The organism is Streptomyces sp. NPDC102278 (genome assembly GCF_044766345.1).
Lineage (GTDB): Bacteria > Actinomycetota > Actinomycetes > Streptomycetales > Streptomycetaceae > Streptomyces.
On sequence record NZ_JBIWLV010000001.1, the window covers coordinates 713,723 to 738,141 of the forward strand.

At 71.3% G+C, this 24,419-nt stretch carries 22 protein-coding genes; 10 read left to right on the forward strand and 12 right to left on the reverse strand.

Features of this window, described 5'->3' with window-relative positions:
- Genes ACIRO3_RS03250 through ACIRO3_RS03280 form a run of 7 tightly spaced genes read right to left on the reverse strand, consistent with a single transcriptional unit; the run spans position 1 to position 6,100 of the window.
- Positions 1-939, reverse strand: a complete 939-nt coding sequence (locus ACIRO3_RS03250; protein WP_361771990.1) for a type II secretion system F family protein — start codon at positions 937-939, stop codon at positions 1-3.
- Positions 936-2,300, reverse strand: coding sequence for a CpaF family protein (locus ACIRO3_RS03255; protein ID WP_404131852.1), 1,365 nt, complete (start codon positions 2,298-2,300; stop codon positions 936-938). Before ACIRO3_RS03255 ends, ACIRO3_RS03250 begins: the two co-directional genes overlap by 4 nt.
- Positions 2,297-2,737 (reverse strand): TadE/TadG family type IV pilus assembly protein, encoded by a 441-nt coding sequence (locus tag ACIRO3_RS03260; RefSeq protein ID WP_404131854.1) that lies wholly within the window; start codon positions 2,735-2,737, stop codon positions 2,297-2,299. Before ACIRO3_RS03260 ends, ACIRO3_RS03255 begins: the two co-directional genes overlap by 4 nt.
- Before the next feature lies 1 nt (position 2,738).
- Positions 2,739-3,110 (reverse strand): TadE/TadG family type IV pilus assembly protein, encoded by a 372-nt coding sequence (locus ACIRO3_RS03265; RefSeq protein WP_404131856.1) that lies wholly within the window; start codon positions 3,108-3,110, stop codon positions 2,739-2,741.
- Positions 3,111-3,149: 39 nt separating this feature from the next.
- Complete coding sequence (locus tag ACIRO3_RS03270; RefSeq protein ID WP_404131858.1) at positions 3,150-4,430, reverse strand: CpaE family protein; 1,281 nt, start codon at positions 4,428-4,430, stop codon at positions 3,150-3,152.
- A 7-nt stretch (positions 4,431-4,437) separates the two neighbouring features.
- Complete coding sequence (gene cpaB, locus ACIRO3_RS03275; RefSeq protein ID WP_361771985.1) at positions 4,438-5,139, reverse strand: Flp pilus assembly protein CpaB; 702 nt, start codon at positions 5,137-5,139, stop codon at positions 4,438-4,440.
- 43 nt (positions 5,140-5,182) lie between these two features.
- Complete coding sequence (locus ACIRO3_RS03280; RefSeq protein WP_404131860.1) at positions 5,183-6,100, reverse strand: hypothetical protein; 918 nt, start codon at positions 6,098-6,100, stop codon at positions 5,183-5,185.
- A gap of 322 nt (positions 6,101-6,422) precedes the next feature.
- On the opposite strand from ACIRO3_RS03280, the gene ACIRO3_RS03285 reads away from it, so the two are divergent.
- Together ACIRO3_RS03285 and ACIRO3_RS03290 are read left to right on the forward strand one after the other, a co-directional pair.
- Positions 6,423-8,153, forward strand: coding sequence for a chitinase (locus tag ACIRO3_RS03285; RefSeq protein WP_404131862.1), 1,731 nt, complete (start codon positions 6,423-6,425; stop codon positions 8,151-8,153).
- Between the two features lie 131 nt (positions 8,154-8,284).
- A complete protein-coding gene (locus ACIRO3_RS03290) occupies positions 8,285-9,628 on the forward strand; it encodes a M14 family metallopeptidase (RefSeq protein ID WP_361771982.1) in 1,344 nt (447 codons plus the stop codon).
- Between the two features lie 62 nt (positions 9,629-9,690).
- Here ACIRO3_RS03290 and ACIRO3_RS03295 read toward each other — a convergent pair whose 3' ends face one another.
- Together ACIRO3_RS03295 and ACIRO3_RS03300 are read right to left on the reverse strand one after the other, a co-directional pair.
- The gene (locus ACIRO3_RS03295; protein WP_361771981.1) at positions 9,691-10,101 is read right to left on the reverse strand and encodes a RidA family protein; all 411 of its coding nucleotides are present in this window, start codon (positions 10,099-10,101) and stop codon (positions 9,691-9,693) included.
- A complete protein-coding gene (locus ACIRO3_RS03300) occupies positions 10,098-10,892 on the reverse strand; it encodes an IclR family transcriptional regulator (RefSeq protein ID WP_365998038.1) in 795 nt (264 codons plus the stop codon). The genes ACIRO3_RS03295 and ACIRO3_RS03300 overlap by 4 nt, the downstream gene beginning before the upstream one ends.
- Positions 10,893-11,052: 160 nt before the next feature.
- Between ACIRO3_RS03300 and ACIRO3_RS03305 the strand changes: the two genes are divergently transcribed.
- From ACIRO3_RS03305 to ACIRO3_RS03330, 6 genes are all read left to right on the forward strand, one after another.
- Positions 11,053-12,333 (forward strand): amino acid deaminase, encoded by a 1,281-nt coding sequence (locus ACIRO3_RS03305; protein ID WP_404131865.1) that lies wholly within the window; start codon positions 11,053-11,055, stop codon positions 12,331-12,333.
- A 2-nt stretch (positions 12,334-12,335) separates the two neighbouring features.
- Positions 12,336-13,901 (forward strand): amidohydrolase family protein, encoded by a 1,566-nt coding sequence (locus tag ACIRO3_RS03310; protein WP_404131867.1) that lies wholly within the window; start codon positions 12,336-12,338, stop codon positions 13,899-13,901.
- Between the two features lie 31 nt (positions 13,902-13,932).
- Positions 13,933-14,943: a YdcF family protein gene (locus ACIRO3_RS03315; RefSeq protein ID WP_404131868.1), complete on the forward strand. Its 1,011-nt coding sequence runs from the start codon at positions 13,933-13,935 to the stop codon at positions 14,941-14,943.
- A gap of 135 nt (positions 14,944-15,078) precedes the next feature.
- Positions 15,079-15,264, forward strand: a complete 186-nt coding sequence (locus tag ACIRO3_RS03320; RefSeq protein WP_351753685.1) for a hypothetical protein — start codon at positions 15,079-15,081, stop codon at positions 15,262-15,264.
- A gap of 377 nt (positions 15,265-15,641) precedes the next feature.
- Positions 15,642-16,853 (forward strand): pyridoxal phosphate-dependent aminotransferase, encoded by a 1,212-nt coding sequence (locus ACIRO3_RS03325; protein ID WP_404131870.1) that lies wholly within the window; start codon positions 15,642-15,644, stop codon positions 16,851-16,853.
- A 100-nt stretch (positions 16,854-16,953) separates the two neighbouring features.
- Positions 16,954-17,349, forward strand: coding sequence for a hypothetical protein (locus ACIRO3_RS03330; RefSeq protein ID WP_404131872.1), 396 nt, complete (start codon positions 16,954-16,956; stop codon positions 17,347-17,349).
- A gap of 146 nt (positions 17,350-17,495) precedes the next feature.
- Here the strand turns inward: ACIRO3_RS03330 and ACIRO3_RS03335 are convergent, their stop codons facing one another.
- Entirely contained in the window at positions 17,496-17,942 is a 447-nt protein-coding gene (locus tag ACIRO3_RS03335) for a hypothetical protein (RefSeq protein WP_404131874.1), read from the reverse strand.
- Positions 17,943-18,229: 287 nt separating this feature from the next.
- On the reverse strand, positions 18,230-20,062 hold the full coding sequence (locus ACIRO3_RS03340) for a phosphoenolpyruvate carboxykinase (GTP) (RefSeq protein WP_404131875.1): 1,833 nt from the start codon (positions 20,060-20,062) through the stop codon (positions 18,230-18,232).
- A gap of 218 nt (positions 20,063-20,280) precedes the next feature.
- On the opposite strand from ACIRO3_RS03340, the gene ACIRO3_RS03345 reads away from it, so the two are divergent.
- The gene (locus ACIRO3_RS03345) at positions 20,281-21,030 is read left to right on the forward strand and encodes a hemolysin III family protein (protein WP_404131877.1); all 750 of its coding nucleotides are present in this window, start codon (positions 20,281-20,283) and stop codon (positions 21,028-21,030) included.
- A 60-nt stretch (positions 21,031-21,090) separates the two neighbouring features.
- On the opposite strand, the gene ACIRO3_RS03350 is transcribed toward ACIRO3_RS03345, so the two are convergent.
- Positions 21,091-23,151: a thioredoxin domain-containing protein gene (locus ACIRO3_RS03350; RefSeq protein ID WP_404131879.1), complete on the reverse strand. Its 2,061-nt coding sequence runs from the start codon at positions 23,149-23,151 to the stop codon at positions 21,091-21,093.
- 177 nt (positions 23,152-23,328) lie between these two features.
- Between ACIRO3_RS03350 and ACIRO3_RS03355 the strand changes: the two genes are divergently transcribed.
- On the forward strand, positions 23,329-24,417 hold the full coding sequence (locus ACIRO3_RS03355) for an endonuclease NucS domain-containing protein (RefSeq protein WP_404131881.1): 1,089 nt from the start codon (positions 23,329-23,331) through the stop codon (positions 24,415-24,417).
- Positions 24,418-24,419: the final 2 nt, after the last annotated feature.

The following is a 24,419-nucleotide window of genomic DNA, read 5'->3' on the forward strand; positions in this document are numbered from 1 at the left end:
TCACACGTCGATCTTCGACAGGCGCCGGATGAGGACGAAGCCGAGGGCGAAGAGGCCCAGCGCGACGAGGACGGCCGTCTGCCCGATGAACGCCCCCGTCATCCGGTCCAGCGCGCCGGGCATCATCATGTCCACCAGCAGCAGGGAGCCCAGCCCGATGGCCGGCACCAGGTAGGCGGTCACGGTCACCTGCGACAGCTGGGTGCGGATCTCCCGCCGTGTCTCCTTGCGCTGTTCCAGCGTCACCGTGAGGTTGCGCAGGCTGCCCACGATGGCGCCGCCGGCGCGGGCCGACAGGACCAGGGTGGAGACGAGGACGACCAGTTCCCGCGAGGGCAGGCGTTCGGTCAGTTCGCCCAGGGACTCCTCGATGGAGTGCCCGATGGCGAGCCGGTCGGCGACCCTGGTGAGTTCCTCGCCGGCCGGGGCCTCCAATTCCTCGGCGGCGATGCCGATGGCGGTACGCAGTGCCAGGCCGGCCTGGGTGGCGTTGGCGAGGATGCGGGCCAGCTCGGGGAGTTGGTTGATGAACCGCTCCGTGCGGCGGACCCGCTGCCAGGTCAGGAAGGCGTTGGCGGCCCACAGCGCGATCAGTGCGGCCACCGGGCCGAAGAACGGGGCGAGGAACGACGCGAAGACCAGCCAGACCCCGGCCACGGACAGCAGCATGTGGACGAAGAACTCGCCGGGGGTGAGGTCGAGGCCGGTGGCGGCCAGTTTGAGTTCGATGCGCCGGCCCAGCCGGGTGCGGCGCAGCCGGCGGTCGATCTCCCGGAAGCGGCGCCGGCGCCCCTGGGGCGCGGGGGCGCCGCTCGCGGAGAGGCGCTCGATCAGGGCGGCGCGTTGGGCGCGGCCGGCGGAGTAGGCGTGTACGCCCCAGACCACGAGGAGGCCGGCCAGCAGGGTGGCGCCGAGGGTGAGGGAGACGGTTGTGTTCACAGGATGGTCCGTGTGGTCCGTGTGGTCCGTGCGGTCCGGGTGGCCAGGTGGTCGTCCGACAGGGCGACGCCGAAGGCCTGCGGAATCGGCTGGTTGTTCATGTAGAGGCGGTCCGCGATCCGGCGCGGCAGCGGGTAGTACTCGAAGTGGCCGTGGACCCGGCCGTCCGCGCCCATCGGCTGGGCGGCGAACCGGCACACGGTGGTGATCCGGAAGGGTTCGCGGCCGTGCGAGTCGAGGATGGAGATCTCCGTGATGCGGCGCGAGCCGTCGCCGAAGCGGGTCAGTTGGACGACGACGTTGACGGCGCTGTTGATCTGGTCCTGGAGTGCCTCGAAGGGGATCTCCACCTCCGACATGGACGCCAGGGTCTGGAGGCGCATCAGGGCGTCCTCGGAGCTGTTGGCGTGCACGGTGGCCAGGGAGCCGTCGTGGCCGGTGGACATGGCCTGGAGCATGTCGAGGGTCTCGCCGCCGCGGACCTCGCCGACGATGATGCGGTCGGGTCGCATGCGCAGGGAGTTGCGTACGAGGTCGCGGATGGTGATCCGGCCGCTGCCCTCGACGTTAGGCGGGCGGGATTCGAGGCGGATCACGTGGGCCTGTTGGAGCTGGAGTTCGGCCGAGTCCTCGATGGTGATGATGCGCTCGCCCTCCGGGATCAGGCCGGAGAGGGCGTTGAGGAGGGTGGTCTTGCCGGTGCCGGTGGCGCCGGAGACGATCAGGTTCATCTTCGCCTGGACCAGGCCCGACAGCAGCATGAGCATCTGTTCGTCCAGCGAGCCCAGGCTGATCATCTCGTGCAGGGTGAACGCGCGGGGGAAGCGCCGGATGGTGAGGGTGGCGCCGGTGAGGGAGAGCGGCGGGATGATGACGTTGACGCGCTCCCCGCTGGGCAGGCGGGCGTCGACCATCGGATTGGCCTCGTCCACCCGGCGGTTGACGGTGGAGACGATGCGCTCGATGGTCTGCATGAGCTGTTCGTGCGAGGCGAAGCGCAGCGGCAGTTGCTCCACCCGGCCGGCGCGTTCGACGAAGATCTGGTCGGGTCCGTTGACCATGATCTCGGAGATCGAGGGGTCTTCGAGGAGGGGTTCGAGCACGCCGAGGCCGAGGGCCTCGTCGACGACGCGGCGGATCAGTTGGGCGCGTTCGACGGTGGACAGGACGGGGCCCTCGCGGCTGATGATGTGGCCGAGTACGCGTTCCAGGCGCGCCCGGCGCTCGGTGGGTGCGAGCGCGGACATCTCGGCGAGGTCGATCTCCTCCAGCAGCTTCGCGCGGTACGAGGAGACCAGGCGGCCGTCGTCGCCGTGACCGTGGCGGTCGTCGGGGGTGTTGACCCGGGAACGCAGGCTCATGGTCCGGTCACCTTCGGGTCGTCGTTGGGCATGGTGGCGGTGGCGGTGGCGGGGTCGATGTCGAGTCCGGGCACGATGGAGTTGATGGTGATGGTCGCGGTCGCGGTGACGGCGTCGTCGGACGTGGACACGGCCACGACGGCGCCCAGGCTCGCCTTGACGGCCGCGCTGCCCGCGGCCGATCCGGCGCCCGGGTTGCGGGCCTCGACGCGGGCGGCGGTGCGGGCGGCGGTCTGCGCCTGCTGGTGGACGTAGGCGACCCAGCCCAGCTGGATGCCGCACAGCGCGACGAAGAGCAGGATCGGGATGAAACCGATGTACTCCAGGGCCACTTGACCCCGGTCACGGCCAGGAAGGCGGCCACGGACGCGGTCACGGTGTGGATCGCGGTACGGATCGCGGTACGGATCGCGGTGTGGATCGGGCTGCCGGTTCACGTCAGTCCTCCTTCTCCAGCGCGGAGCCGCCCTCGCCCGTGATGGGGACGCCGATGTCGAGGCCGGGGAAGAACACGGGGACCTTGAGGCTGACGGTGGCCTTGTAGATGTCCCCCGCCTTCTCGCACTCCGCGGTCATGTTCCAGGCGCCCCCGATGTACTTGCCGGCCGCCGTTCGGCACGGGCCGTCGCCGTGTACCGCACCGACCCGGGCCGCCTCGTCCGCCGCGTTGCCGGCCAGCGAGAACGCGTACCCGATCAGTACGCACTCCCACACCGCCGCCACGAGCAGCAGGATCAGCGGGACCATCCCGACGAACTCGACGGCCACCTGGCCCCGGTCCCGGCGGCTCTCCCCCGCGCGTCCCCGCACCGGTCCGCACGCCCCTCCCCGTCTCCGCGCGGGCATCCGTCAGCCCTCCCGGCCGCGCCGCAGCCGGGCCATCGGCCCGGACGCCCGGACGGCCAGTTCGGCGGAGCGCGGCCCCGGGACGGCGCCGTCGGCCGATGTCGCGGCGGAGGGGGCGGTGAGCAGGCCGAGTTCGCCGGCCAGGGTCCACAGGGCCTGTTTCACGGTGGAGCGGTTGTCGAGGTCCTGGACCCGGCCCGCGTCGACGACCGCCTGGAGTTCCTTGAAGGCGGCCGGGACGGGGGTGCGGGTGGGGCGGGTCTTGGTGATCTTCTCGATGAGGGCGGGTTGGATCTCGGTGTGCTTGCTCCAGCGGTTGACGACCATGGTGGTGTCCTCGGCCTTGCGGACCTGGAGGCGTTCCCACATGCGGACCAGCCGCTTCGCGGCGCGGACGGCGACCACGTCCGGGGTGGTGACGAGGACGGCGATGTCGGCCATTTCCACGGCCGCCGCGTTGGCGCCGGTCACCTGGGTGCCGCAGTCGATGACGACGAGCTCGTAGCGGCCGCGCAGGGCGGTCACGACGTGCCGGGCGGCGCGTTCGTCGACCTCTTCGCCGCGTTCGCCTTCGGCGGGGGCGAGCAGCAGCGCGAGTCCGGTCCGGTCGTCGTACACCGCGTCCTGGAGGACCCGGGGCGAGATGTCCTGGATCCCGGCGAGGTCGGCGATGGAGCGGCGGAACTGCACGTCGAGGTACGAGCCCACGTCCCCGCCCTGGAGGTCCATGTCCACCAGGGCGGTACGTCGTCCGGCGGCGGCCGCGGCGAGGGCGAACTGGACGGCCGTGAAGGTGGTCCCGACCCCGCCCTTGGCGCCGGCGACGGTGACCACCCGGCCGCCGGGGCCGGTGGGCAGGTCCGGGCTGCGGCCGAGGTGGCGGCGTACGCCGACGGCCCACTGGGCGGCGGCCTGGACGCGCGCGGCGAGTTCCTCGTAGGCGAGGGGGAGCACGATCAGGCCGCGGGCGCCGGAGTCCATGGCGGCGGCGAAGAACCCGGGTGCGGCGTCGGAGGACACCAGGACCACGCCCACGGCGGGGAAGCGGAGGGCGACTTCGCGGATGAGTTCCAGCGCGGGCAGCGGGCCGATGCGCTCGTGGACCAGGACCACCTCGGGCAGGTCGTCGAGGGATGCGGCGGCCAGCCGGGCGAGGGTGTCGAGCAGTGCGGTGGAGTCGGGGACCGGGGCGGCCGGCTCGGCGTCGGGGAGCTGGCTCAGGAGGGTGGAGATGGCGCGGGCGGCGTCCGGGTCGCCGGACGCGGGGAGGATTCGGGTGGTCATCCGGGCCTCACTTGTCCCCGTCGAGGGTGTACGTGCGGTCGCTCTGGCTGGGCGCCGAATCGGTGCCGGGGGCCACCAGGGCCAGCCGGACGTGCTCCGCGAAGGATTCGGCGTACGCGACGCGCTGGGTGTCCTTGGTGTTCAGGGCGAAGGTGATCGGGACGGCCTCGGCGGGGCCCCTGCGGTCGCTGTCCTTGTCGAGGGCGGTGAGCTTGCCGACACCCAGGACGCGGGCGTTGGCGACGATGATCACCGACCGCGAGGGGTCGGTCTCCTTGGCGCCCTTGAAGGTGGCGATGATGTTGACCTTGGCGCCGGAGGTGATCTTGCCGGCCACGCCCGTGGCGGCGTCGATCATGATGGCGATCTCCTGCTCACCGGGCTGGAGCTGCGGTTTGTCGACGTACATGTCCGTCTGGAGCAGCGAGCCCTTCTTGAGCGTGGTGAGCGCGATCTTGTTCCGGAGTCCGTCGAGGTCGGTGACGGCGGTCTCGGACAGCCACCGCTTGGGGACCGTGACCTGCTCGAACTGACCCGCCGTGAGCGCGCTGTACGGCGCGATGTCGCCCTTCACGCGGTAGGCGACGACCTCGGCCCCGACCTTGGAGTTGACGTCGCCGATCACCACGAGCACCCCGGCGAACGCCGCGAGGGCGCACAGGACCGACAGGAGCAGCAGGATGACGCCGCGGCGCTGGCGTGAGTTCATGGGCCGTACTACCTCGCCGTTCTTCGTTCGTTCGGGCCGGTGGTCAGGGTCTGGAGCGGGATGTCGCGGTCGCGGGCGGTGGGGACGACGCGGCCGCGGGCGGTGGGGCCGTCAGCGGGGCGGAGCAGAAGCCGCAGCGGTCGCCGATGAGTTCGAAGCCGCACCAGCGGCATTCCTCGCGCCGTACGGAGGCGACCAGTTGGTAGAGGACGGACACGTCCGGGATGGCTGCGGCGAACTCGACGAGCTTCGAGGTGGCCCACCAGACGGGCGAGTCGGCGGGCAGCGGGTTCTCCATGACGCCCTGCACCCGCCAGGCGGGGGCCAGTTCGTTCGTCACCCAGTCGGAGACGAGTTGGCCGCGGGCGAAGGTGAGGTGGGTCGCGAAGCCGGGGCCCGCGGGGAGTCCCGCGGCGGCGCCGCCCGCGCTGTGGGCGCCCGCGGATCCGGAGGTGCCCAGCCTGGCCAGGTGCGGGGTGGGGTGGGCGAGTACGGCGAACTGGGCGCTCGGCGACCAGGACCTGGCGTGCGCCTTGAGGCCGACCGGCACCCGGTCGAGTTTGGCGACGCTGCCCAGCAGGGCGCCCGCGTAGATGTAGTGCGGCAGCAGGCGGGCCGCGGAGGCCAGGACCCCGGGGCTGAAGTCGCAGACGCTGAGCTGGCGCAGCTGACGCACCAGCAGGGCGGTGCCCAGCGGCGGGAGATCGATGTCCAGGAGCGCGATCCGGTCGGTTTCCAGAATGGCCCGTACGGTGTGCAGCCGGCGGATGGTCGCCACCGGCAGCCAGGGCGGTACGACGACCACGAGGTGGCCGTGCCGCTCCAGGAGGGCGGCGGTCTCCGCGAGGGCTCCGTCGAGGTCCACCTGGTCGGGAGGGCGCAGGACGACGGCGGTCGGGGTGTGGCGGTCGGGGGCCGGCAGCACCAGATCGGCACTGGTGACAGCAATGGCGGTCGGCACGCGAATCCCCCCGTTCACCCTGTACGCCACGGGCGTTCCCACCCCCGTCACGCAGTCCCCACATACGCGCACGCACTGCGCGACCGCAAACGATCCGCGCGGCTCCCCCTTGCCTCAGCACCATATCCGCGTCCCCCCTGACAGGGCAGGGGCTTGCGGATTCCCGTACCCGGGCGCAGAGGGCGCAGGTGGCGAGAAATCCGGACATCGGGGATCGGCACACCGGCGACAGAGCGGTCATTTCAAGCCACATTGCGAAGACCCTTGACACGGGGATTGGTCTGGACCAACTTGGCTCCAGGGTCCCCCACTTGCCCCTGTCATGCCTTTCACATCCCCTTCTCCCCCCACCGGAGCCTTCGTGAACCGCATACGCTCCCTCGCCCTGCTGGGCGTCGCCACCCTCGCCGCCGGAGGTCTGACCGCCCTGACCGCCGGTACGGCACAAGCCGCCGACGTCAACGTCGCCCGGAACGGAGGCTTCGAGTCCGGACTGGCCGACTGGTCGTGCACCGGCGGCGCCGGCGCCGTCGTGTCCTCCCCGGTCTTCGCCGGGGCGGGCGCCCTGAAGGCCACCCCGGCGGGCTCGGACAACGCGCGGTGCAGCCAGACCGTCACGGTCAAGCCGAATTCCACGTACACGCTCAGCACGCAGGTGCAGGGCTCGTACGTGTACCTCGGCGCGACCGGCACCGGGACCCAGGACGTGTCCACCTGGACCCCGGGCTCGGGCGGCGGCTGGCAGAAGCTGTCGACCACCTTCTCCACCGGCCCCAACACCACCCAGGTGACCGTCTACACGCACGGCTGGTACGGCCAGCCGGGCTTCGTCGTCGACGAGTTCAGCGTCTTCGGCCCCGACGGGGGTGGCGGCACCGACCCCGGCCCGAGCGTCCCGGGCGCACCCGCCGGAGCCGCCGTTTCCGGCCAGAGCGCGAACGCCCTCACCCTTTCGTGGAACGCGGTGGGCAGTGCCACCGGCTACCACGTCTACCAGGACGGCGTCCGCGTCCGGACGGTGTCCTCGGCCTCCGCGCAGATCTCGGGCCTGACCGCCTCGACCTCGTACTCCTTCCAGGTGAGCGCGTACAACGCGGCCGGCGAGGGGCCCAGGTCCGCCGCGGTGACCGGCACCACCACGGGCGGCGGCGGCAACCCGAACCCGGGCGTCCCCAAGCACGCCCTGACCGGCTACTGGCAGAACTTCAACAACGGGGCGACCGTCCAGAAGCTCTCGGACGTCTCGGCGCAGTACGACATCATCGCGGTCTCCTTCGCCGACGCCACGACCACGCCCGGCGGGATCACCTTCAACCTCGACTCGGCGGGCCTCGGCGGCTACACCGTGCCCCAGTTCAAGGCGGACATCGCCGCGAAGAAGGCGGCCGGCAAGTCCGTGATCCTGTCCGTCGGCGGCGAGAAGGGCACCATCTCGGTCAACGACTCGACCTCGGCCAACAACCTCGCCAACTCGGCCTGGGCGCTGATGCAGGAGTACGGCTTCACCGGGATCGACATCGACCTGGAGAACGGCCTCAACCCGACGTACATGACGCAGGCGCTGCGCTCGCTGTCGGCGAAGGCGGGCCCCTCGCTGGTCATCACCATGGCCCCGCAGACGATCGACATGCAGTCCACGCAGGGCGGCTACTTCAAGACGGCGCTGAACATCAAGGACATCCTGACCGTCGTCAACATGCAGTACTACAACAGCGGCGCGATGAACGGCTGTGACGGCAAGGTCTACTCCCAGGGCTCGGTCGACTTCCTGACCGCGCTGGCCTGCATCCAGCTCGAAGGCGGCCTCGACCCCTCCCAGGTGGGCATCGGCGTGCCGGCGTCCCCGAGCGGCGCGGGCAGCGGCTACGTCTCGCCGACCATCGTGAACAACGCCCTGGACTGCCTGGCCCGGGGCACGGGCTGCGGTTCCTTCAAGCCGTCGAAGACCTACCCGGGGCTGCGCGGCGCGATGACCTGGTCGACCAACTGGGACGCCAAGGCGGGTGGCAGCTGGTCGAACGCGGTGGGTCCGAAGGTCCACAGCCTGCCGTAGGCGGTAGGGGTGGGGGTGGCCGTGGTGGACCGCGGTCACATTGGCCGGTTTCGGATTCTTGACCCGGACATGCCATGAGAGCACGCTGTGCGCGTCCGCACGGCACCCCCACCTCCCACCCAGGAGAACGCATGCGGCTCCACACCCGCCGAAGGGCCGCCGTCACGGCGGCCCTGCTGGCGCTCGCCCTCGGCGCACCCGCCTACGGCCTGAGCGCGACGGCGTCCACCCCGCCCACCCCCTCGACCGCGACCCAGGACGAGGCGATCGTCCAGTACGAGATCCAGGGGCCGGCCACCGCCGCCGAACGCACCGCCCTGCTCCGTACCGGCGCCTCCATCGACGAGGTGGACGCCCGCTCGGTGGTCGTCAGCGCCGACCCGATGCAGGCCAGGAGCCTGCGCGCGCTCGGCTACCGGCTCACCGCGCTGCCGGGTCCGCCCGATCGCTCCGAGCGCGGCGTGGCGACGCGTCCGATGGACTTCCCGTCCGCCGACTCGAAGTACCACAACTACGCCGAGGCGAACGCGGAGATCGACCAGCGCATCGCCCAGTACCCCGGGATCATGAGCAAGAAGGTCATCGGGAAGTCCTACCAGGGCCGGGACCTGATCGCGATCAAGATCAGCGACAACGTCGCGACCGACGAGGCCGAACCCGAGGTGCTCTTCACCCACCACCAGCACGCCCGCGAGCACCTCACGGTCGAGATGGCCCTGTACCTGCTCAAGGAGTTCGGCTCCAAGTACGGCACCGACTCCCGCGTCACCAACGCCGTCAACGGCCGCGAGATCTGGATCATCCCCGACCTCAACCCGGACGGCGGCGAGTACGACATCGCCACCGGTTCCTACCGCTCCTGGCGCAAGAACCGGCAGCCGAACTCCGGCTCCTCGTACGTGGGCACCGACCTGAACCGCAACTGGGACTACAAGTGGGGCTGCTGCGGGGGCTCCAGCGGCAGCAAGAGCTCCGAGACCTACCGCGGCGCCGCGGCGTCCTCCGCGCCCGAGGTCAAGGTGGTCTCCGACTTCGTCCGCAGCCGGATCGTGGGCGGCAAGCAGCAGATCAAGGCCGCCATCGACTTCCACACCTACAGCGAGCTCGTGCTGTGGCCGTTCGGGTGGACGTACAACGACACCGCGCCCGGCCTGAGCACCGACGACCTGGCGGTGTACAAGAAGATCGGCACGAGCATGGCCAACAGCAACGGCTACACGCCGGAGCAGTCGAGCGACCTGTACATCACCGACGGGACGATCGACGACTGGCTGTGGGGCAACCAGCGGATCTTCTCCTACACCTTCGAGATGTACCCGTCCGAGTCCGGGGGCGGGGGCGGCTTCTACCCGCCCGACGAGGTGATCGACCGCGAGACGGCGCGCAACAAGGACGCCGTGCTCCAGCTCCTGGAGAACGCGGACTGCATGTACCGCTCGATCGGCAAGGAAGCGCAGTACTGCACGACGCAGTGACGTGACCACCGGTCGACTCCGACGGGGGCGCCCCACCGCCAGGGGGGCGCCCCTCCCGCGCGTCAGCCGAGGACGGCCAGCGCGTCGATCTCGATCAGCAGTCCGGCGGGCAGCCCCACGTACACGGTGGTGCGGGCGGCCGGGGCCTGCTTCAGGCCCTGCTCCTCGAAGTAGGCGTTGTAGAGCGCGTTCATCTCGGCGAAGTGGTCCGTGTCGGTCAGGTAGACGCGGATCATCATCACGTCGTCCCAACCCGCGCCGCCGGCCTCCAGCACGGAACGGACGTTCTCCAGCGTCTGGAGGGTCTGGGCCCGCAGGGTGGGCCCGGCGGGGGTCGGCGGCTGTCCGTCGACGTGCGGGAGGAAGCCGACCTGGCCGGCGACCTGGAGCAGGTTCCCCCTGCGCACGCCGTGCGAGAACCTCGCGGGCGGGGTGGTGTGGGTGTCGGGGGTGATCGCGATCTTGTCGGTCACGGCGTGTCCTCCTGTGCGGGGTCCTGTGCGGGGCCTTGGTCCGGGTCCCGGGCGGAGCCCGAGTACTCGCGGCTGATCGTGTCGGCGCTGCGGCGCACCAGGGGCAGCAGTTCGAGGAGCGCGTCGGCGCCCACCACCACGGTGGGCGCGGAGACCGACATCGCGGCGACGACCCGCCCGTCCGGCCCGCGCACGGGCGCGCCGACGCAGTTGATGGACTCCTCGTGGCCGCCGAAGTCGGTGGCCCAGCCCTGTTCCCGCACGAGGTCCAGCTCGCGCAGGAAGGCCCCCGCGTCGGGGGTGGACCGGGCGGTGTAGGCCGGGTACTCGATCCGGTCGGCCAGTGCCCGCCGTTCGGCCTCGGGCAGGTCGGCGAGGAGGAGCTTGGCGACGGCCGCGACGGTGAGCGGGACGGGCCTGCCGATGCGGGAGTACATGCGCACCGGGTAGCGGCTGTCGACCTTGTCGACGTACACGACCTCGTCGTCCTGGTGGAGGGCGAGGTGCACGGTGTGGCCGGTGAGCCGGTTGAGCTCGACCAGGTGCGGGTGGGCGATCCCGCGGATGTCGAGGTTCTCGATGGCCTCGGCGGCGAGCGCGAAGATGCGGGCGCCGAGGCGGTAGCGGCCGTCCCCCTGCCGGTACACGAAGCCCTGTTCGTGCAGGGTGCGCAGCAGCCGCAGGGCGGTGCTCTTGTGCACGCCGAGGTCCTCGGCGACCTCGCCGAGGCCGGCGGGGCCCCGGGCCAGTGCGGGCAGGATCCGCAGGGCCCGCTCCACCGATTGGCTCACGCCGTGTCCTCTCGTAGCGGGCCGCCGTCGCGGCTCCCGCGGCGGCGAGCGGAGGGAAACGGAACCGACACCGTTGACCCGCCGTCATCCGGGATGTTAGACAGCCACAGGCACCACCCGCAACGCACGTTGCGTCACACGCAACGCGAGAGGATTCCGTATGGGCAGCGAAGCAGTCCGACGTCTTGCCGACGAGCCGGTCGACCACCGGTTCAAGGGTCTTCCCCCGGACGCCGAACGCGCCTCCCTCACCGTCGGGCAGCTCGCGGCCGAACGCCGGAACCTGCACACCGGCGGGTTCACCACCCCCGTCCTCACCCTCGACGCGGACGCCCTCGCCCACAACCTGGCGGCGCTGGAGACCTACGCCGAGCGCCACCAGCTGGCCTTCGCCCCGCACGGCAAGACCTGCATGGCCCCCCAGTTGTTCCGGCGCCAGTTGGACCACGGGGCCTGGGGCATCACCGCCGCCGTGCCGCACCAGGCCCGCGTCTACCGCGCCTTCGCCATCGGCCGGATCTTCCTCGCCAACGAACTCGTCGACCCGGCCGCCCTGGCCTGGGTGGCCGACGAACTCGCCGCCGACCCCGACTTCCGGTTCGTCTGCTACGTCGACTCCGTGCGCGGCGTCCAGCTGATGGACCGGGCCCTGCGCGGCCGGCCCGCCGTCGTCGACGTGGTCGTGGAACTCGGCGCCGGCGAGGGGGCCCGTACCGGCGCCCGGACCGACGAGGAGTGCCGCGCCGTCGTGGACGCCGTCGCGCAGACCGACACGCTCCGCCTCGTCGGCGTCGCCGGCTACGAGGCGGAGGTCCCGAACGCCGACCCCGACCGCGTCCACGCGTACCTGCGCCGACTCACCGGCCTGGCGGTCGAGTTCGACAAGGCGGGCCGGTTCGCCCCGGACGTCGAGGAGATCGTCGTCAGCGCCGGCGGTTCGGCCTGGTTCGACGCCGTCGCGGACGTCTTCGCCGCGATCCCGGAGCTGTCCCGGCCCGTCCTGAAGCTGCTGCGCTCCGGCGCGTACGTCTCGCACGACCACGGCTGGTACTCCCGTCTGACCCCCTTCAACCGGGTCCCGGAGGAGGGCGGTCTGCGTCCCGCGTTCCGCCTGTGGGCCCAGGTGGTCTCCCGGCCCTCCCCCACCCAGGCCTTCGTCAACGCGGGCAAGCGCGACGTGGCCTACGACCTCGGCCTGCCCGAGGCGGAGCTGGTGCGCGACGCCCTCGACGGGAGCGAACGCGCGGCCACCGGCGTCCGGGTCGTCAAACTGTCCGACCAGCACGCCTGGTTGGAGACGGACTCCGCCGAGGACGTCCGGGTCGGCGACTGGGTGGCGCTCGGCATGTCGCACCCGTGCACCATCTTCGAGAAGTGGCCGTTGATCCCGGTCGTGGAGGCCGACGGCACGGTCACCGACTACGTGCGCACCTTCTTCTGATCATGGACCTCGTCATCCGGGGGGCCCGCGTCGTCGACGGCACGGGCGGGCCCTCGTACCTCGCGGACGTGGGCGTGCACGAGGGTCGCGTCGCCGCGATCGGCAAGCTCGGCGGCGGCCGCGAGACCCTCGACGCGCACGGGCTGGCCCTCGCCCCCGGGTTCGTCGACATGCACGCCCACAGTGACCTCGCGCTGCTGCGCGACCCGGACCACGGCGCGAAGGTCGGCCAGGGCGTGACCCTGGAGGTGCTCGGCCAGGACGGCCTGTCCTACGCGCCCGTGGACGAGCGCACCCGTACCGAGGTGCGGGCCGCGATCGCCGGGTGGAACGGCCCGGGCGACGACGTCGACTTCGACTGGCGCGACGTCGGCGGCTACCTCGACCGCCTCGACCGGGGCGTCGCGGTCAACGCCGCCTACCTCGTGCCCCAGGGCACCGTGCGCGCGTTGGTGCTCGGCTGGGACGACCGTCCCGCGACCCCCGCCGCGCTCGACCGGATGCGCGCGCTCGTCGCGGACGGCCTCGCGCAGGGCGCCGTGGGGATGTCGTCCGGGCTGACGTACACCCCCGGCATGTACGCGTCCGGCGCCGAACTGGCCGAGCTGTGCGCGGTGGTGGCCTCGTACGGCGGCTACTACTGCCCGCACCACCGCTCGTACGGGCGCGGGGCGCTCGCCGCCTACGCCGAGATGGTCGAGCTGTCCCGGGGGGCGGGCTGCGCCCTGCACCTCGCGCACGCCACCATGAACTTCGACGAGAACGAGGGCCGGGCCGGTGAGCTGCTGGACCTCCTCGACGCGGCGCTGGCCGACGGCTGCGACATCACCCTGGACAGTTACCCGTACACCGCCGGCTGTACGACCCTCGTCGCCCTGCTGCCGAGTTGGGCCAACGCGGGCGGTCCCGAGGCGGTGCTCGCCCGGCTCGCGGACGACGCCGAGGCCGAGCGGATCCGGTACGCGCTGGAGGTGGAGGGCGCGGACGGTTGTCACGGGGTGCCGGTGGACTGGTCGACGATCGAGATCTCGGGTGTCGGCGATCCGGCCTTCGACGCGTACGTCGGCGCGCGCGTCACCGGTTGGGACGCGGCCCGCCGGCTGTTGCTGGGCGACCGGCTGCGGCCGACGATCCTCCAGCACGTGGGCCACGAGGAGAACGTCCGCGCGATCATGCGCCACCCCGTCCACACGGGCGGCTCGGACGGCATCCTGCGCGGCGCGAAGCCGCACCCCCGGGCGTACGGAACCTTCCCCCACTACCTGGGGCATTACGTCCGCGAGCTGGGGGTGCTCACCCTGGAGGAGTGCGTGGCGCACCTCGCGGGCCGGCCGGCGGCCCGGCTGCGGCTGCCCGACCGGGGGCTGGTGCGGGTCGGGTACCGGGCCGACCTCGTCCTCTTCGATCCGGACACGGTCGCGGCGGGGTCCACGTACGAGCGTCCGCGGGTGTTGCCGACGGGTGTCCCGTACGTGCTGATCGACGGGCGTTTCGTGATGCGGGACGGTCGCAGGACCGATGTCCTGGCCGGGCGTTCGGTACGACGGACGCCCCATTCCGGCCACTGACGCTTCGTTTGAGCCGCTTACGATGAGCGGCATGCTCGCCTTTGCCCCCGCAGTCCTCTTCTTTGTCTTCTTCTGTGCGAGTGTGCGGGAGGACCGGCGGCGATTTCGCAACGCGGTCCTCCTCGGCCTCACCTTCATCAGCCTGGCGATGGCCCTGCTCTTCCAACTCACCCACCTCCCCGACACGCTCGCCACACTCGTCGCGGTCGCGGTGTTCCTGGTGCCGGCCGTCGGGGTCGTGGCCCTGGCGTGCTTCCTCGTCGCCAACGGCGTGACCATGGTGCGCAAGGAGGGCCGCAGCCCGGGCAACCTGCTGTCCCTGCTGGCGGGCCTGGCGATCTTCGCCGTGCTCGCGCTGACGGTCGTCGCGATGGCGAGCGGCTCGACCAAGGTGGCCGGGATGACCGCCATGGTGGTCATGATCGCGGTCTACGTCTCGTTCCTCTTCGTCTGCTTCCTGGCCTACGCCTACCTCTACGGCCGGATCCGGGTGCGCGGCGACGTCGACTACGTGGTCATGCTCGGCTCCGGCCTCGTGTGCGGCGACCGGGTGCCCCCGCTGCTGGCCTCCCGGCTGCGCAAGGGCATGCGGATCCACACGGCCCAGCTCGCCCGGGGCGGCCCCGCCCCGCTGCTGCTGCCCTCGGGCGGCAAGGGGTCGAACGAGAAGGTCGCCGAGGCCCGGGCGATGGCCGACTGGCTGATCGCGGAGGGCGTGCCGGCGGAACACGTCGTACTGGAGGACCGCTCCCGCACGACGGAGGAGAACCTCGCCTTCAGCAGGACCATCATGGAGCAGGCGAAGGCGGACTACCGCTGCGTGGTGGTCACCAACAACTTCCACGCCTTCCGCGCGGCCATGATGGCCCGCAAGGCCGGGGTCAACGGGCAGGTGCTGGGCTCCCCGACGGCCGCGTACTTCTGGCCGAGCGCCACGATCCGCGAGTTCGTCGCCGTGTTCGTGGAGCACAAGGGGGTCAACCTGACCGTCTGCGGCACGCTGTTCGGCTTCGGACTGCTGCTGACGCTGCTGGCCGGCTAGTCGGGGTGACGAGGCCATGGGGTGCGCCGGGGGCGAGGAGATTCCGGGGGTTTCCGGGGCTCGATCGGGCCGACGTGCGTTCATGGGGATGTCGCCGCAGGATGGGGGCCAAGGGGGTACTGGAGGAGGTACGCGATGGACAGTGAATCGGACCAGCGGCCCAGCCGACCGGCCCACCTCTACACCGGGTCGGAGCGTCCGTTCGACCCCGAGGACCTTGTGATGGCGCGCGGCCAGGAGCCGACTCCGGAGCGGCTCGAAAAAGCGCGTCAGATGATCGAGAAGGAGGGTCCGGCGGCGCTGGAACGCTACCTCCCGTAGCGCGCGCCTCCCGACCCGGGCCGGGCGCGGTCACGCCGCCGCCCCCGCCCGCCCACCGCCGGCCGGACGGGCCCGACCCGCCCGGCCGGCGCAGGCGTGCGCCGAACCGGACCGCGCGGGCGCGTCGGCCCGCTCGGCGCGTCCCGACCTCGCACGGTCGGGGTCGACCCGAGCGGCCCCCCGAGGTGACGAGCGCAACACGATCGTCGCCCTCTTGCGAACACACCCGTTCCGCAGGGCCGGACCGGGCCGCGGCCCCCGTTTCCAAGGACGGACCGCGCCGCCACCCACCCATCGCGCGAAACAGGGCAAATCCTCCCTCTGTCCGTGGTGCGCAATTCGAAGCGGGTCCGCGGCCGGCCCCGTAAGCTCCCGTCATGCAGGTGATCCAGTCAACGAAACTCGCCAATGTCTGCTACGAGATCCGCGGGCCCGTGCTCGAAGAGGCCATGCGGCTCGAAGCGGCAGGTCATCGCATCCTCAAGCTCAACACCGGCAACCCCGCGGCCTTCGGCTTCGACTGCCCGCCGGAGATCCTTGAGGACATGCTCCGCAACCTGGGCAACGCCCACGGTTACGGGGACGCGAAGGGGCTGCTCTCCGCGCGGCGCGCGGTCGTGCAGCACTATGAGACCAAGGGCATCGAGATGGACGTCGAGGACGTCTACCTCGGCAACGGCGTCTCCGAGCTGATCCAGATGTCGATGCAGGCGCTGCTCGACGACGGTGACGAGGTACTGGTCCCCGCGCCGGACTACCCGCTCTGGACCGCCTCGGTCAGTCTGGCCGGCGGCACCGCCGTGCACTACCGCTGCGACGAGCAGGCCGACTGGATGCCGGACCTCGCGGACATCGAGCGGAAGATCACCGACCGCACCCGCGCACTCGTGATCATCAACCCGAACAATCCGACCGGCGCCGTCTACGACGACGAGATGCTGCGCGGCCTCACGGACATCGCGCGGCGCCACGACCTGGTCGTCTGCTCGGACGAGATCTACGACCGGATCCTGTACGACGGTGCCACGCACACGAACACCGCCGCGATCGCGCCGGACCTGCTGACCCTGACGTTCAACGGGCTCTCCAAGAACTACCGCGTCGCCGGCTTCCGGGCCGGCTGGATGGCGGTCTGCGGGCCCAAGCAGCACGCCTCGTCGTACATCGAGGGCCTGACGATCCTGGCGAACATGCGGCTGTGCGCCAACATGCCCTCGCAGCACGCCGTCGCCACCGCCCTGGGCGGCCGGCAGTCGATCGTCGACCTGGTCCTGCCCGGCGGGCGACTGCTGGAGCAACGCGACACCGCGTACGACCTGCTGACGCGGATCCCCGGCATCACCTGTGTGAAGCCCAAGGGCGCCCTGTACCTCTTCCCGCGGCTGGACCCGTCCGTCTACAAGATCAAGGACGACCGGCAGATGGTCCTCGACCTGCTGCGATCCGAGAAGATCATGGTGGTGCACGGTACGGGCTTCAACTGGCCGGAGCCCGACCACTTCCGCATCGTGACGCTGCCGAACGCCAAGGACCTGGCGGACGCGGTGACGCGGATCGGCAGCTTCCTCGACGGCTACGGCCAGCCGTAGCCCGGCGGCCCGGACCGATCGATCCCACCGACCGGATTCACCACAACTTTAGAACAAATCCAATGTAGGATGGCTTCCTGACCACGCAGGAGGCCTCCTCATGTACGAGCCGATCCGCACCAAGTCGGTCGCCCCCCGTATGGACGGCGGCCGCGACTACCCGCACAGCAGCCGCGGCGAAGCGCTGGACATCCAGCTCGCCGGGCACCTCTCGGCGCTGCTCGCCGTCACCGACGACCTCGGGCTCGACGAGGCCGGCGACCGGATCGCCGAACAGGTCACCCGGCTGCGCGGGGCCCTCCCCGCCCGACTGCGTCACCCCCGGGCCGAGAACAGCGCCGCGCTGCACCAGCGGGCGCACGACCTCGCCGCCCGCGCCCTGCTCGTCGCCGCGTCCCGCGCCGACACCACCGCCGCGATCCTCGCCGCCGAGCGGATGGACGCGCACGCCGCCGCCCTGCACTCCGCCGACGCGGACCTGGCCGGCGCCCACTGACGGCCCCGGTCCGGGGCCGCGGAGGCTCCGGACCGGGTGCCATGTACCCGCCGTACCGCCCTGCCCGCGGGACTCCGAGCGCCGGGGCTCGGAATGCCGGGGCTCGGGGCTGACCGCTCAGGGCGGACCGCTCGGCGCGGGCCCGCTCACGGCGTGTCCGCCGAGGGCGTGGGGGCGAACTCCGCCCCCGCCACCCCGCACCACGGCACCTTCGCCGCCGGCCACACCGGGCCCACCACCTCGGCGTGTTCCGTCGCCCCCCGCGCCACCCCGGGGATCCTGGCCGGCGCCTGGGCCGCGCGACCGCCCGGCTCCGGCTCGGCGCTCTCGCGGAACTCCACCGTGACCAGGTACGCGCTCACTCCCGGGACCCGGCCCGTCACGTCCACCCCGGCCACCACCCTGTGGCCGAGCGGATCGACGCGGCACGAGGTGACCCGTACGTCGTCCACCGCCGCTCCCGGCGGGACCTCCGGAAGCGCGCCCGGCCCCTCGCCGCTGGCCCACACGTACAGGCCCAGCGGGGCGAACACCAGCAGTCCTGCCAGCACCATCAGACCGACCAGCCAGCCCTGCCACTTCAACGCGCTCACGCCCATGGAACGATCCTCCCGGCAGGCCGCCCCGCCCACCAGCACCCACGGGCCCACACAGCATTTCGAAGTGGGACCGCGCCACCTGGAGCGGCGGTGGTCGGTGTCGTGCGACGAGGCGGAAACGCGTGACGGCGGACCTCCGTGAAACGGAGGCCCGCCGTCAGCAGACGCACACGACGTACCCGGAGGAGCGCGGACGCTCCTGACGATGGTCACGTGCTGCGGTGGGAACCGCTTGGTCGGGGGCTCCCACGTTCTCGGTCCCCCGGGTGGGGGCGGGCGGGTCAGCCCAGGCGCTCGACGAGCGCGTGGTACTGGTCCCACAGTTCCTTCGGCGTGTGGTCGCCGTAGGTGTTGAGGTGCTCGGGGACCAGCGCGGCCTCGTCGCGCCAGATCTCCTTGTCGACCGTGAGGAGGAAGTCCAGGTCGGCGGCCGGCAGGTCCAGGCCGTCGGTGTCGAGGGAGGCCACGGTCGGCAGGACGCCGATCGGGGTCTCGACGCCCTCGGCGGTGCCGTCGAGGCGCTCGACGATCCACTTCAGGACGCGGCTGTTCTCACCGAAGCCCGGCCACACGAACTTGCCCGCGTCGTTCTTGCGGAACCAGTTCACGTAGTAGATCTTCGGGAGCTTGGCCTGGTCCTTGTCCTTGGCGACGTCGACCCAGTGGCCCATGTAGTCACCCATGTTGTAGCCGCAGAACGGCAGCATGGCGAAGGGGTCGCGGCGCAGCTCGCCGACCTTGCCCTCGGCGGCGGCGGTCTTCTCGGAGGCGATGTTCGAGCCGATGAAGACGCCGTGGTTCCAGTCGAAGGACTCGGTGACCAGCGGCACGGCGGAGGCGCGGCGGCCGCCGAAGAGGATCGCGGAGATCGGGACGCCCTTGGGGTCCTCCCACTCGGGGGCGATCGTCGGGCACTGGGAGGCGGGGACGGCGAACCGGGCGTTGGGGTGGGCCGCCGGGGTCTCGCTGTCCGGGGTCCAGTCGTTGCCCTTCCAGTCGATCAGGTGGGCGGGCGAGGTCTCGGTCATGCCCTCCCACCAGACGTCACCGTCGTCGGTGAGCGCGACGTTGGTGAAGACGGTGTTGGCGTACATCGTCTTCATGGCGTTGGCGTTGGTGTGCTCGCCGGTGCCGGGCGCGACGCCGAAGAAACCGGCCTCGGGGTTGATCGCGTACAGGCGACCGTCCTCGCCGAAGCGCATCCAGGCGATGTCGTCACCGACGGTCTCCACGGTCCAGCCGGGGATCGTGGGCTCCAGCATGGCGAGGTTCGTCTTGCCGCAGGCGGAGGGGAAGGCGGCGGCGATGTACTTGGCCTCACCCTGCGGCGGGGTGAGCTTGAGGATCAGCATGTGCTCGGCCAGCCAGCCCTCGTCGCGGGCCATGACGGACGCGATGCGCAGGGCGTAGCACTTCTTGCCGAGCAGGGCGTTGCCGCCGTAGCCCGAACCGTAGGACCAGATCTCGCGGGTCTCGGGGAAGTGCGAGATGTACTTGGTGGTGTTGCAGGGCCACGGCACGTCCGCCTGGCCCTCGGCGAGCGGAGCGCCGAGGGTGTGGACGGCCTTGACGAAGAACCCGTCGGTGCCGAGTTCGTCCAGGACGGGCTGTCCCATGCGGGTCATGGTGCGCATGGCGACCGCGACGTAGGCGGAGTCGGTGATCTCGACGCCGATCGCGGACAGCTCGGAGCCGAGGGGGCCCATGCAGAACGGGACGACGTACATCGTCCGGCCCTTCATCGAGCCGCGGAAGATGCCCTCGCCGCCGTCCGTGCCGGTGAAGAGGGCCTTCATCTCGGCCGGGGCCTTCCAGTGGTTGGTCGGGCCCGCGTCCTCCTCCTTCTCGGAGCAGATGAAGGTCCGGTCCTCGACGCGCGCGACGTCGGAGGGGTCGGAGGCGGCGTAGTACGAGTTCGGGCGCTTGGCCGGGTCGAGCTTCTTGAACGTGCCCTGGGCGACGAGCTCCTCGCACAGGCGCTCGTACTCGGCCTCGGATCCGTCACACCAGACGATCCGGTCCGGCTCGGTGAGGGCGGCGATCTCGTCGACCCAGGAGGTCAACGCCTTGTGCTGCGTCGGGTTGGAAGTGGGAGCCGCGTTGTCGCGCGCCACGATCGCTCCTTGTTGAGGGGTTTGTTGGTGTTTGCCCCGTGGGGGCTGCGACCCGGACGCTTCGCGCTCCGCTCATCCGGTGCCGACCGCACTCATCTGATCATCCGGTGCATGTGCGCATATGTCCAGGGGGCTTCTCACGTGAGCATCGCCACTCGCGTCAATCTTCCGTAAAGAGGACTGCCGGATACCTACGGACCCGTAGGTAGCATGTGGGCATGACTTCTGACGCCGCCGCTGCTCCGGCCTCCGAGGCCACCCCGGCCGACCAGGCCCACCCGGTCGTCGAGGCCCACCCGGTCGTCGAGGCCGTCGAGGCCGTCGAGTCCGCCCTGGAAGACAAGCCGCTCCTGCGCGGCTGGCTCCACCTGGGAATGTTCCCCGCCGTGCTCGTCGCCGGTCTCGCCCTGATGGCCTTCACCGACTCCACCGAGGCGCGCGTCGCCTGCGGGGTCTACATCCTCACGGCCTGCCTGCTCTTCGGCGTCAGCGCGGTCTACCACCGCGGCACTTGGGGCCCCCGCGGCGAGGCGATCCTGCGCCGGCTCGACCACGCCAACATCTTCCTGATCATCGCGGGCACCTACACCCCGCTGACCGTCCTGCTGCTCCCGCCCTCCACGGGGCGGACCCTGCTGTGGGCGGTGTGGATCGCCGCCGGCGCCGGCATCGCCTTCCGCGTCTTCTGGGTCGGCGCCCCGCGCTGGCTGTACACGCCCTGCTACATCGCGATGGGCTGGGCCGCCGTCTTCTTCCTCCCCGACTTCATGCGGACCGGCGGCATCGCCGTCCTCGTCCTGGTGATCGTCGGCGGGCTGCTCTACAGCGTCGGAGGGGTCATCTACGGCATGAAGCGCCCCAACCCCTCCCCCCGCTTCTTCGGCTTCCACGAGGTGTTCCACTCGCTGACCCTCGCGGCCTTCGTCGCCCACTACGTGGGCATCTCCCTCGCCGCCTACCAGCACTGACGTCGCCGGACGGCCGTGTCCGGTGGCGATGCCACCGGACACGACGCCGGACCGCGCCCGTCAGGGACGCGCGCCGCCCACCTGCTCGGCCAGTTCGGCCGGTTCGGTCGTGGGGCGGGCGCAGACGAAGTGCCGGCAGACGTACGCCGTCGGGAGGTCGTCCTTCAACGCGCGGTCGGCCAGCAGGGGGAACTCCGCCGCGCCGCCGTCCGCAGCCCGTGGCAGTCCGACCGCCACCACCGCGCCCGGAGCCGTACCCAGCAGCGCCGTCCGGTGCAGCGCCGCCGTCGCCGGATCCTCCGGATGGCCCACCACGGCCACCTCGCGCGGCCCGTCCATCAGCGCCTCCGCGACCGCCAGCCCGTGCCCGATGAAACGCGGGACCCGCGGCCCGAGCGCCTGAACCACCCCGAGCGCCCGCTCGGCGGCCGTGCGGTGCGCCTGCGACCCCGTCTGCGCGGCGTACGAGAGGAGCGCCCCGGCGGCGGCGGTCCAACCCGAGGGCGCGGCCGTGTCCGTCGGGTCCTGGGGACGCCGGATCAGCTTCTCGGCGTCGTGCGCGGTGTCGTACAACGACCCGTCCTCGGCGGTGAACCGGTCCAGCACCAGGTCCACGAGGAAGCCGGCGAACTCCAGCCACACCCCCTCGCCGGTCACCGAGGCCAGCGCCAGGAAACCCTCCGCGACGTCGCCGTAGTCCTCCAGCACCCCGGCGTTCGGGCCGACGTTCCCGTCCTTGCTGGTGCGGGCCAGGCGGGGCCCGGCCGTCGCGTCGAAGTGGACGCGCACCAGCAGGTCGGCCGCCTCCGTGGCCCGCTCGACGAGGTCCAGCCGATCGAAGTACGCCCCGCACTCGGCGAGCGCCGCGATCGCCAGCCCGTTCCAGGCGGCCACCACCTTGTCGTCCCGGCCGGGCGCGGGCCGCCCGGAGCGCGCCGCGAGCAACCGGGCCTTGATGTCGGCGAACCTCGCCCCGTCCAGGGTCGGCCCGTCCTGCGGCAGTTGCAGCACGGACGCGCCGTGCTCGAAGGTCCCCTCCTGCGTCACCCCGAAGCAGGAGGCGGCCGCCTCCCCGTCCTCCTCGCCGAGGACCGCGCGCAACTGCGCGGGCGTCCAGGCGTAGTACGCGCCCTCCACGTGCCGGCCGCTCACCGGGTCCTCGCTGTCGGCGTCGAGCGCGGAGGCGAAACCGCCCTCGCGGGTACGCAGCTCCCGGACCATGAAGTCGGCGGTCTCCAGCGCGACCCGGCGGGCGAGCTCCGACCCGGTGGAGCGCCAGAGGTGGGCGTAGACGCGGCACAGCAGCGCGTTGTCATAGAGCATCTTCTCGAAGTGCGGGACGACCCACTCCCGGTCCACCGAGTACCGGGCGAACCCGCCGCCCAACTGGTCGTAGATCCCGCCGCGGGCCATGGCCTCGCAGGTGTCCGCGGCCATCTGCAGGGCACCCTCCGCCCCGGTCCGGGCATGGTGGCGCAGCAGGAACTCCAACACCATGGACGGCGGGAACTTCGGCGCCCCGCCGAACCCGCCGTGGGTGGCGTCGTACTCCCGCGTCAGCGCGAGCAGGGCCCGCGCCGCCCCCTCGGGTCCGGGGGTCTCGGCCTTGCCGTAGTCCAACTGCCGCTCGGACAGGTCCCGCGTGATGCGCCGCGCGACTTCGGCGACCTCCTCGGGTCGGCCGACCCACGCGGTGCGCACGCCTTCGAGCACCTGGGTGAAGGAGGGCATGCCGTGCCGGGGCTCGGGCGGGAAGTAGGTGCCGAAGTAGAACGGTTCGGCCTCGGCGTTGAGGAACACGGTCATGGGCCAGCCGCCCTGGCCGGTCGCCGCCTGCACGGCCTCCATGTAGACGGCGTCGACGTCGGGCCGCTCCTCGCGGTCCACCTTGACGTTGACGAAGTGCTCATTCATGTAGGCGGCGGTCAGCTCGTCCTCGAAGGACTCGTGGGCCATGACGTGGCACCAGTGACAGCTCGAATACCCCACGCTGAGCAGCACCGGCACCCCACGCTCGCGCGCCGCCGCGAACGCCTCCGGCGACCAGGGCCACCAGTCGACCGGGTTGTCGGCGTGCTGGAGCAGATACGGCGAGGTCTCGTTCGCGAGGCGGTTCGACATGGGCCCATCCTGCCGCACCACCGGAAGAGGCGACCGCAGGCTCTGCCGTGCTCGAGCTCTGCGCGCGCTTCGTCACCTCGACGGCGAGACCATCACTGCCGGCTCTCGTGACTCGGGTTCAACTCCTCTCTCGGTTGCTAGGGTCTGGCCAGGCGAGGCGGAGCGCGAGGAGAGCGGATGCCCACGGAGATTGCCCTGTGGCGGGTCGACGACGGGCGGGCGCAGCCGCTTCAATCGGCGGCGATGCCCTCCGAGAACACCCTCGAGGACATGATCGAGTCCGATCCGGACATCCTCGGGGAGACGCTGCTCCTCATCGGACGCCAGGTGGTCACCACCCACGGCGGCAGGATCGATCTGCTCGCGGTCGACGCCGAGGGCATCGTGCGGGTCTTGGAACTGAAGAAGGCTCGTACACCGCGTGACGTGCTCGCCCAGGCGCTGGACTACGGCTCCTGGGTCCAGAAGCTGTCCCACACCGCGATTCTCGACCTGTACGCCGACTACCGGTCCGATCCCGATGTCAGTTTCGAGGCCGCGTTCGAAGAGCGTTTCGGAATGCCGGCTCCCGAGGCCTTGAACGTGGGTCACCGGCTCACGGTGGTCGCTGCGGAACTCGATCCCGCCACCGAGCGGATCCTCGAGTACCTCAACAGCCTCGGCGTGCCCGCCAACGCCGTCTTCTTCCGCTACTACGCCGACGGGGACACTCGGTATCTCGCGCGCAGTTGGCTCCTCGACGAAAGCCGTACCGCTCCGGCCACCACCGGCAAGGCGGCCCCCCGCGAGCCGTGGAACGGCCGGGACTGGTACGTGTCCTTCGGCGACGGCGATGTCCGGTCGTGGGAGGACGCGAGGACGCACGGCTTCGTCTCGGCAGGAGGCGGTGACTGGTTCACCCGTACCCTGCGCGGCCTGCCGATCGGGGCCCGGGTGTTCGCCTACATACCGGGGGAGGGATATGTGGGGGTCGGCGAAGTCACCGGTCCGGCGACCCCCTTCGCGGACGCCCGCGTCGAATCCGAAGGGGCCGATCAGGTCTTGTCCGCACTGGAGCTCACGGGCACGTACCGCCATCCCGGCGATGACGGCGACCCGAGCCTGACGGAGTACGTCGTACCGGTCCGGTGGATCCGCACCCGGGACCGCAGCAATGGCATCAAGAGGACCGGCATGTTCGCCAATCAGAACTCCGCCTGCAAACTCCGCAACACCGCGACGCTGGAGATCCTCAACCGGGAGTTCGATCTGGAGTCCACCGACTGAGG

What these genes read in the sequence shown, in the direction of transcription:
- ACIRO3_RS03285 (WP_404131862.1), top strand. Translation starts at nt 6,423, where the DNA reads ATGCCTTTCACATCCCCTTCTCCCCCCACCGGAGCCTTCGTGAACCGC.
- ACIRO3_RS03330 (WP_404131872.1), top strand. Translation starts at nt 16,954, where the DNA reads ATGTACGAGCCGATCCGCACCAAGTCGGTCGCCCCCCGTATGGACGGC.
- ACIRO3_RS03350 (WP_404131879.1), bottom strand. Translation starts at nt 23,151, where the DNA reads ATGTCGAACCGCCTCGCGAACGAGACCTCGCCGTATCTGCTCCAGCAC.
- ACIRO3_RS03290 (WP_361771982.1), top strand. Translation starts at nt 8,285, where the DNA reads ATGCGGCTCCACACCCGCCGAAGGGCCGCCGTCACGGCGGCCCTGCTG.
- ACIRO3_RS03270 (WP_404131858.1), bottom strand. Translation starts at nt 4,430, where the DNA reads ATGACCACCCGAATCCTCCCCGCGTCCGGCGACCCGGACGCCGCCCGC.
- ACIRO3_RS03255 (WP_404131852.1), bottom strand. Translation starts at nt 2,300, where the DNA reads ATGAGCCTGCGTTCCCGGGTCAACACCCCCGACGACCGCCACGGTCAC.
- ACIRO3_RS03315 (WP_404131868.1), top strand. Translation starts at nt 13,933, where the DNA reads ATGCTCGCCTTTGCCCCCGCAGTCCTCTTCTTTGTCTTCTTCTGTGCG.
- ACIRO3_RS03320 (WP_351753685.1), top strand. Translation starts at nt 15,079, where the DNA reads ATGGACAGTGAATCGGACCAGCGGCCCAGCCGACCGGCCCACCTCTAC.
- ACIRO3_RS03325 (WP_404131870.1), top strand. Translation starts at nt 15,642, where the DNA reads ATGCAGGTGATCCAGTCAACGAAACTCGCCAATGTCTGCTACGAGATC.
- ACIRO3_RS03305 (WP_404131865.1), top strand. Translation starts at nt 11,053, where the DNA reads ATGGGCAGCGAAGCAGTCCGACGTCTTGCCGACGAGCCGGTCGACCAC.
- ACIRO3_RS03345 (WP_404131877.1), top strand. Translation starts at nt 20,281, where the DNA reads ATGACTTCTGACGCCGCCGCTGCTCCGGCCTCCGAGGCCACCCCGGCC.
- ACIRO3_RS03310 (WP_404131867.1), top strand. Translation starts at nt 12,336, where the DNA reads ATGGACCTCGTCATCCGGGGGGCCCGCGTCGTCGACGGCACGGGCGGG.
- ACIRO3_RS03355 (WP_404131881.1), top strand. Translation starts at nt 23,329, where the DNA reads ATGCCCACGGAGATTGCCCTGTGGCGGGTCGACGACGGGCGGGCGCAG.
- cpaB (WP_361771985.1), bottom strand. Translation starts at nt 5,139, where the DNA reads ATGAACTCACGCCAGCGCCGCGGCGTCATCCTGCTGCTCCTGTCGGTC.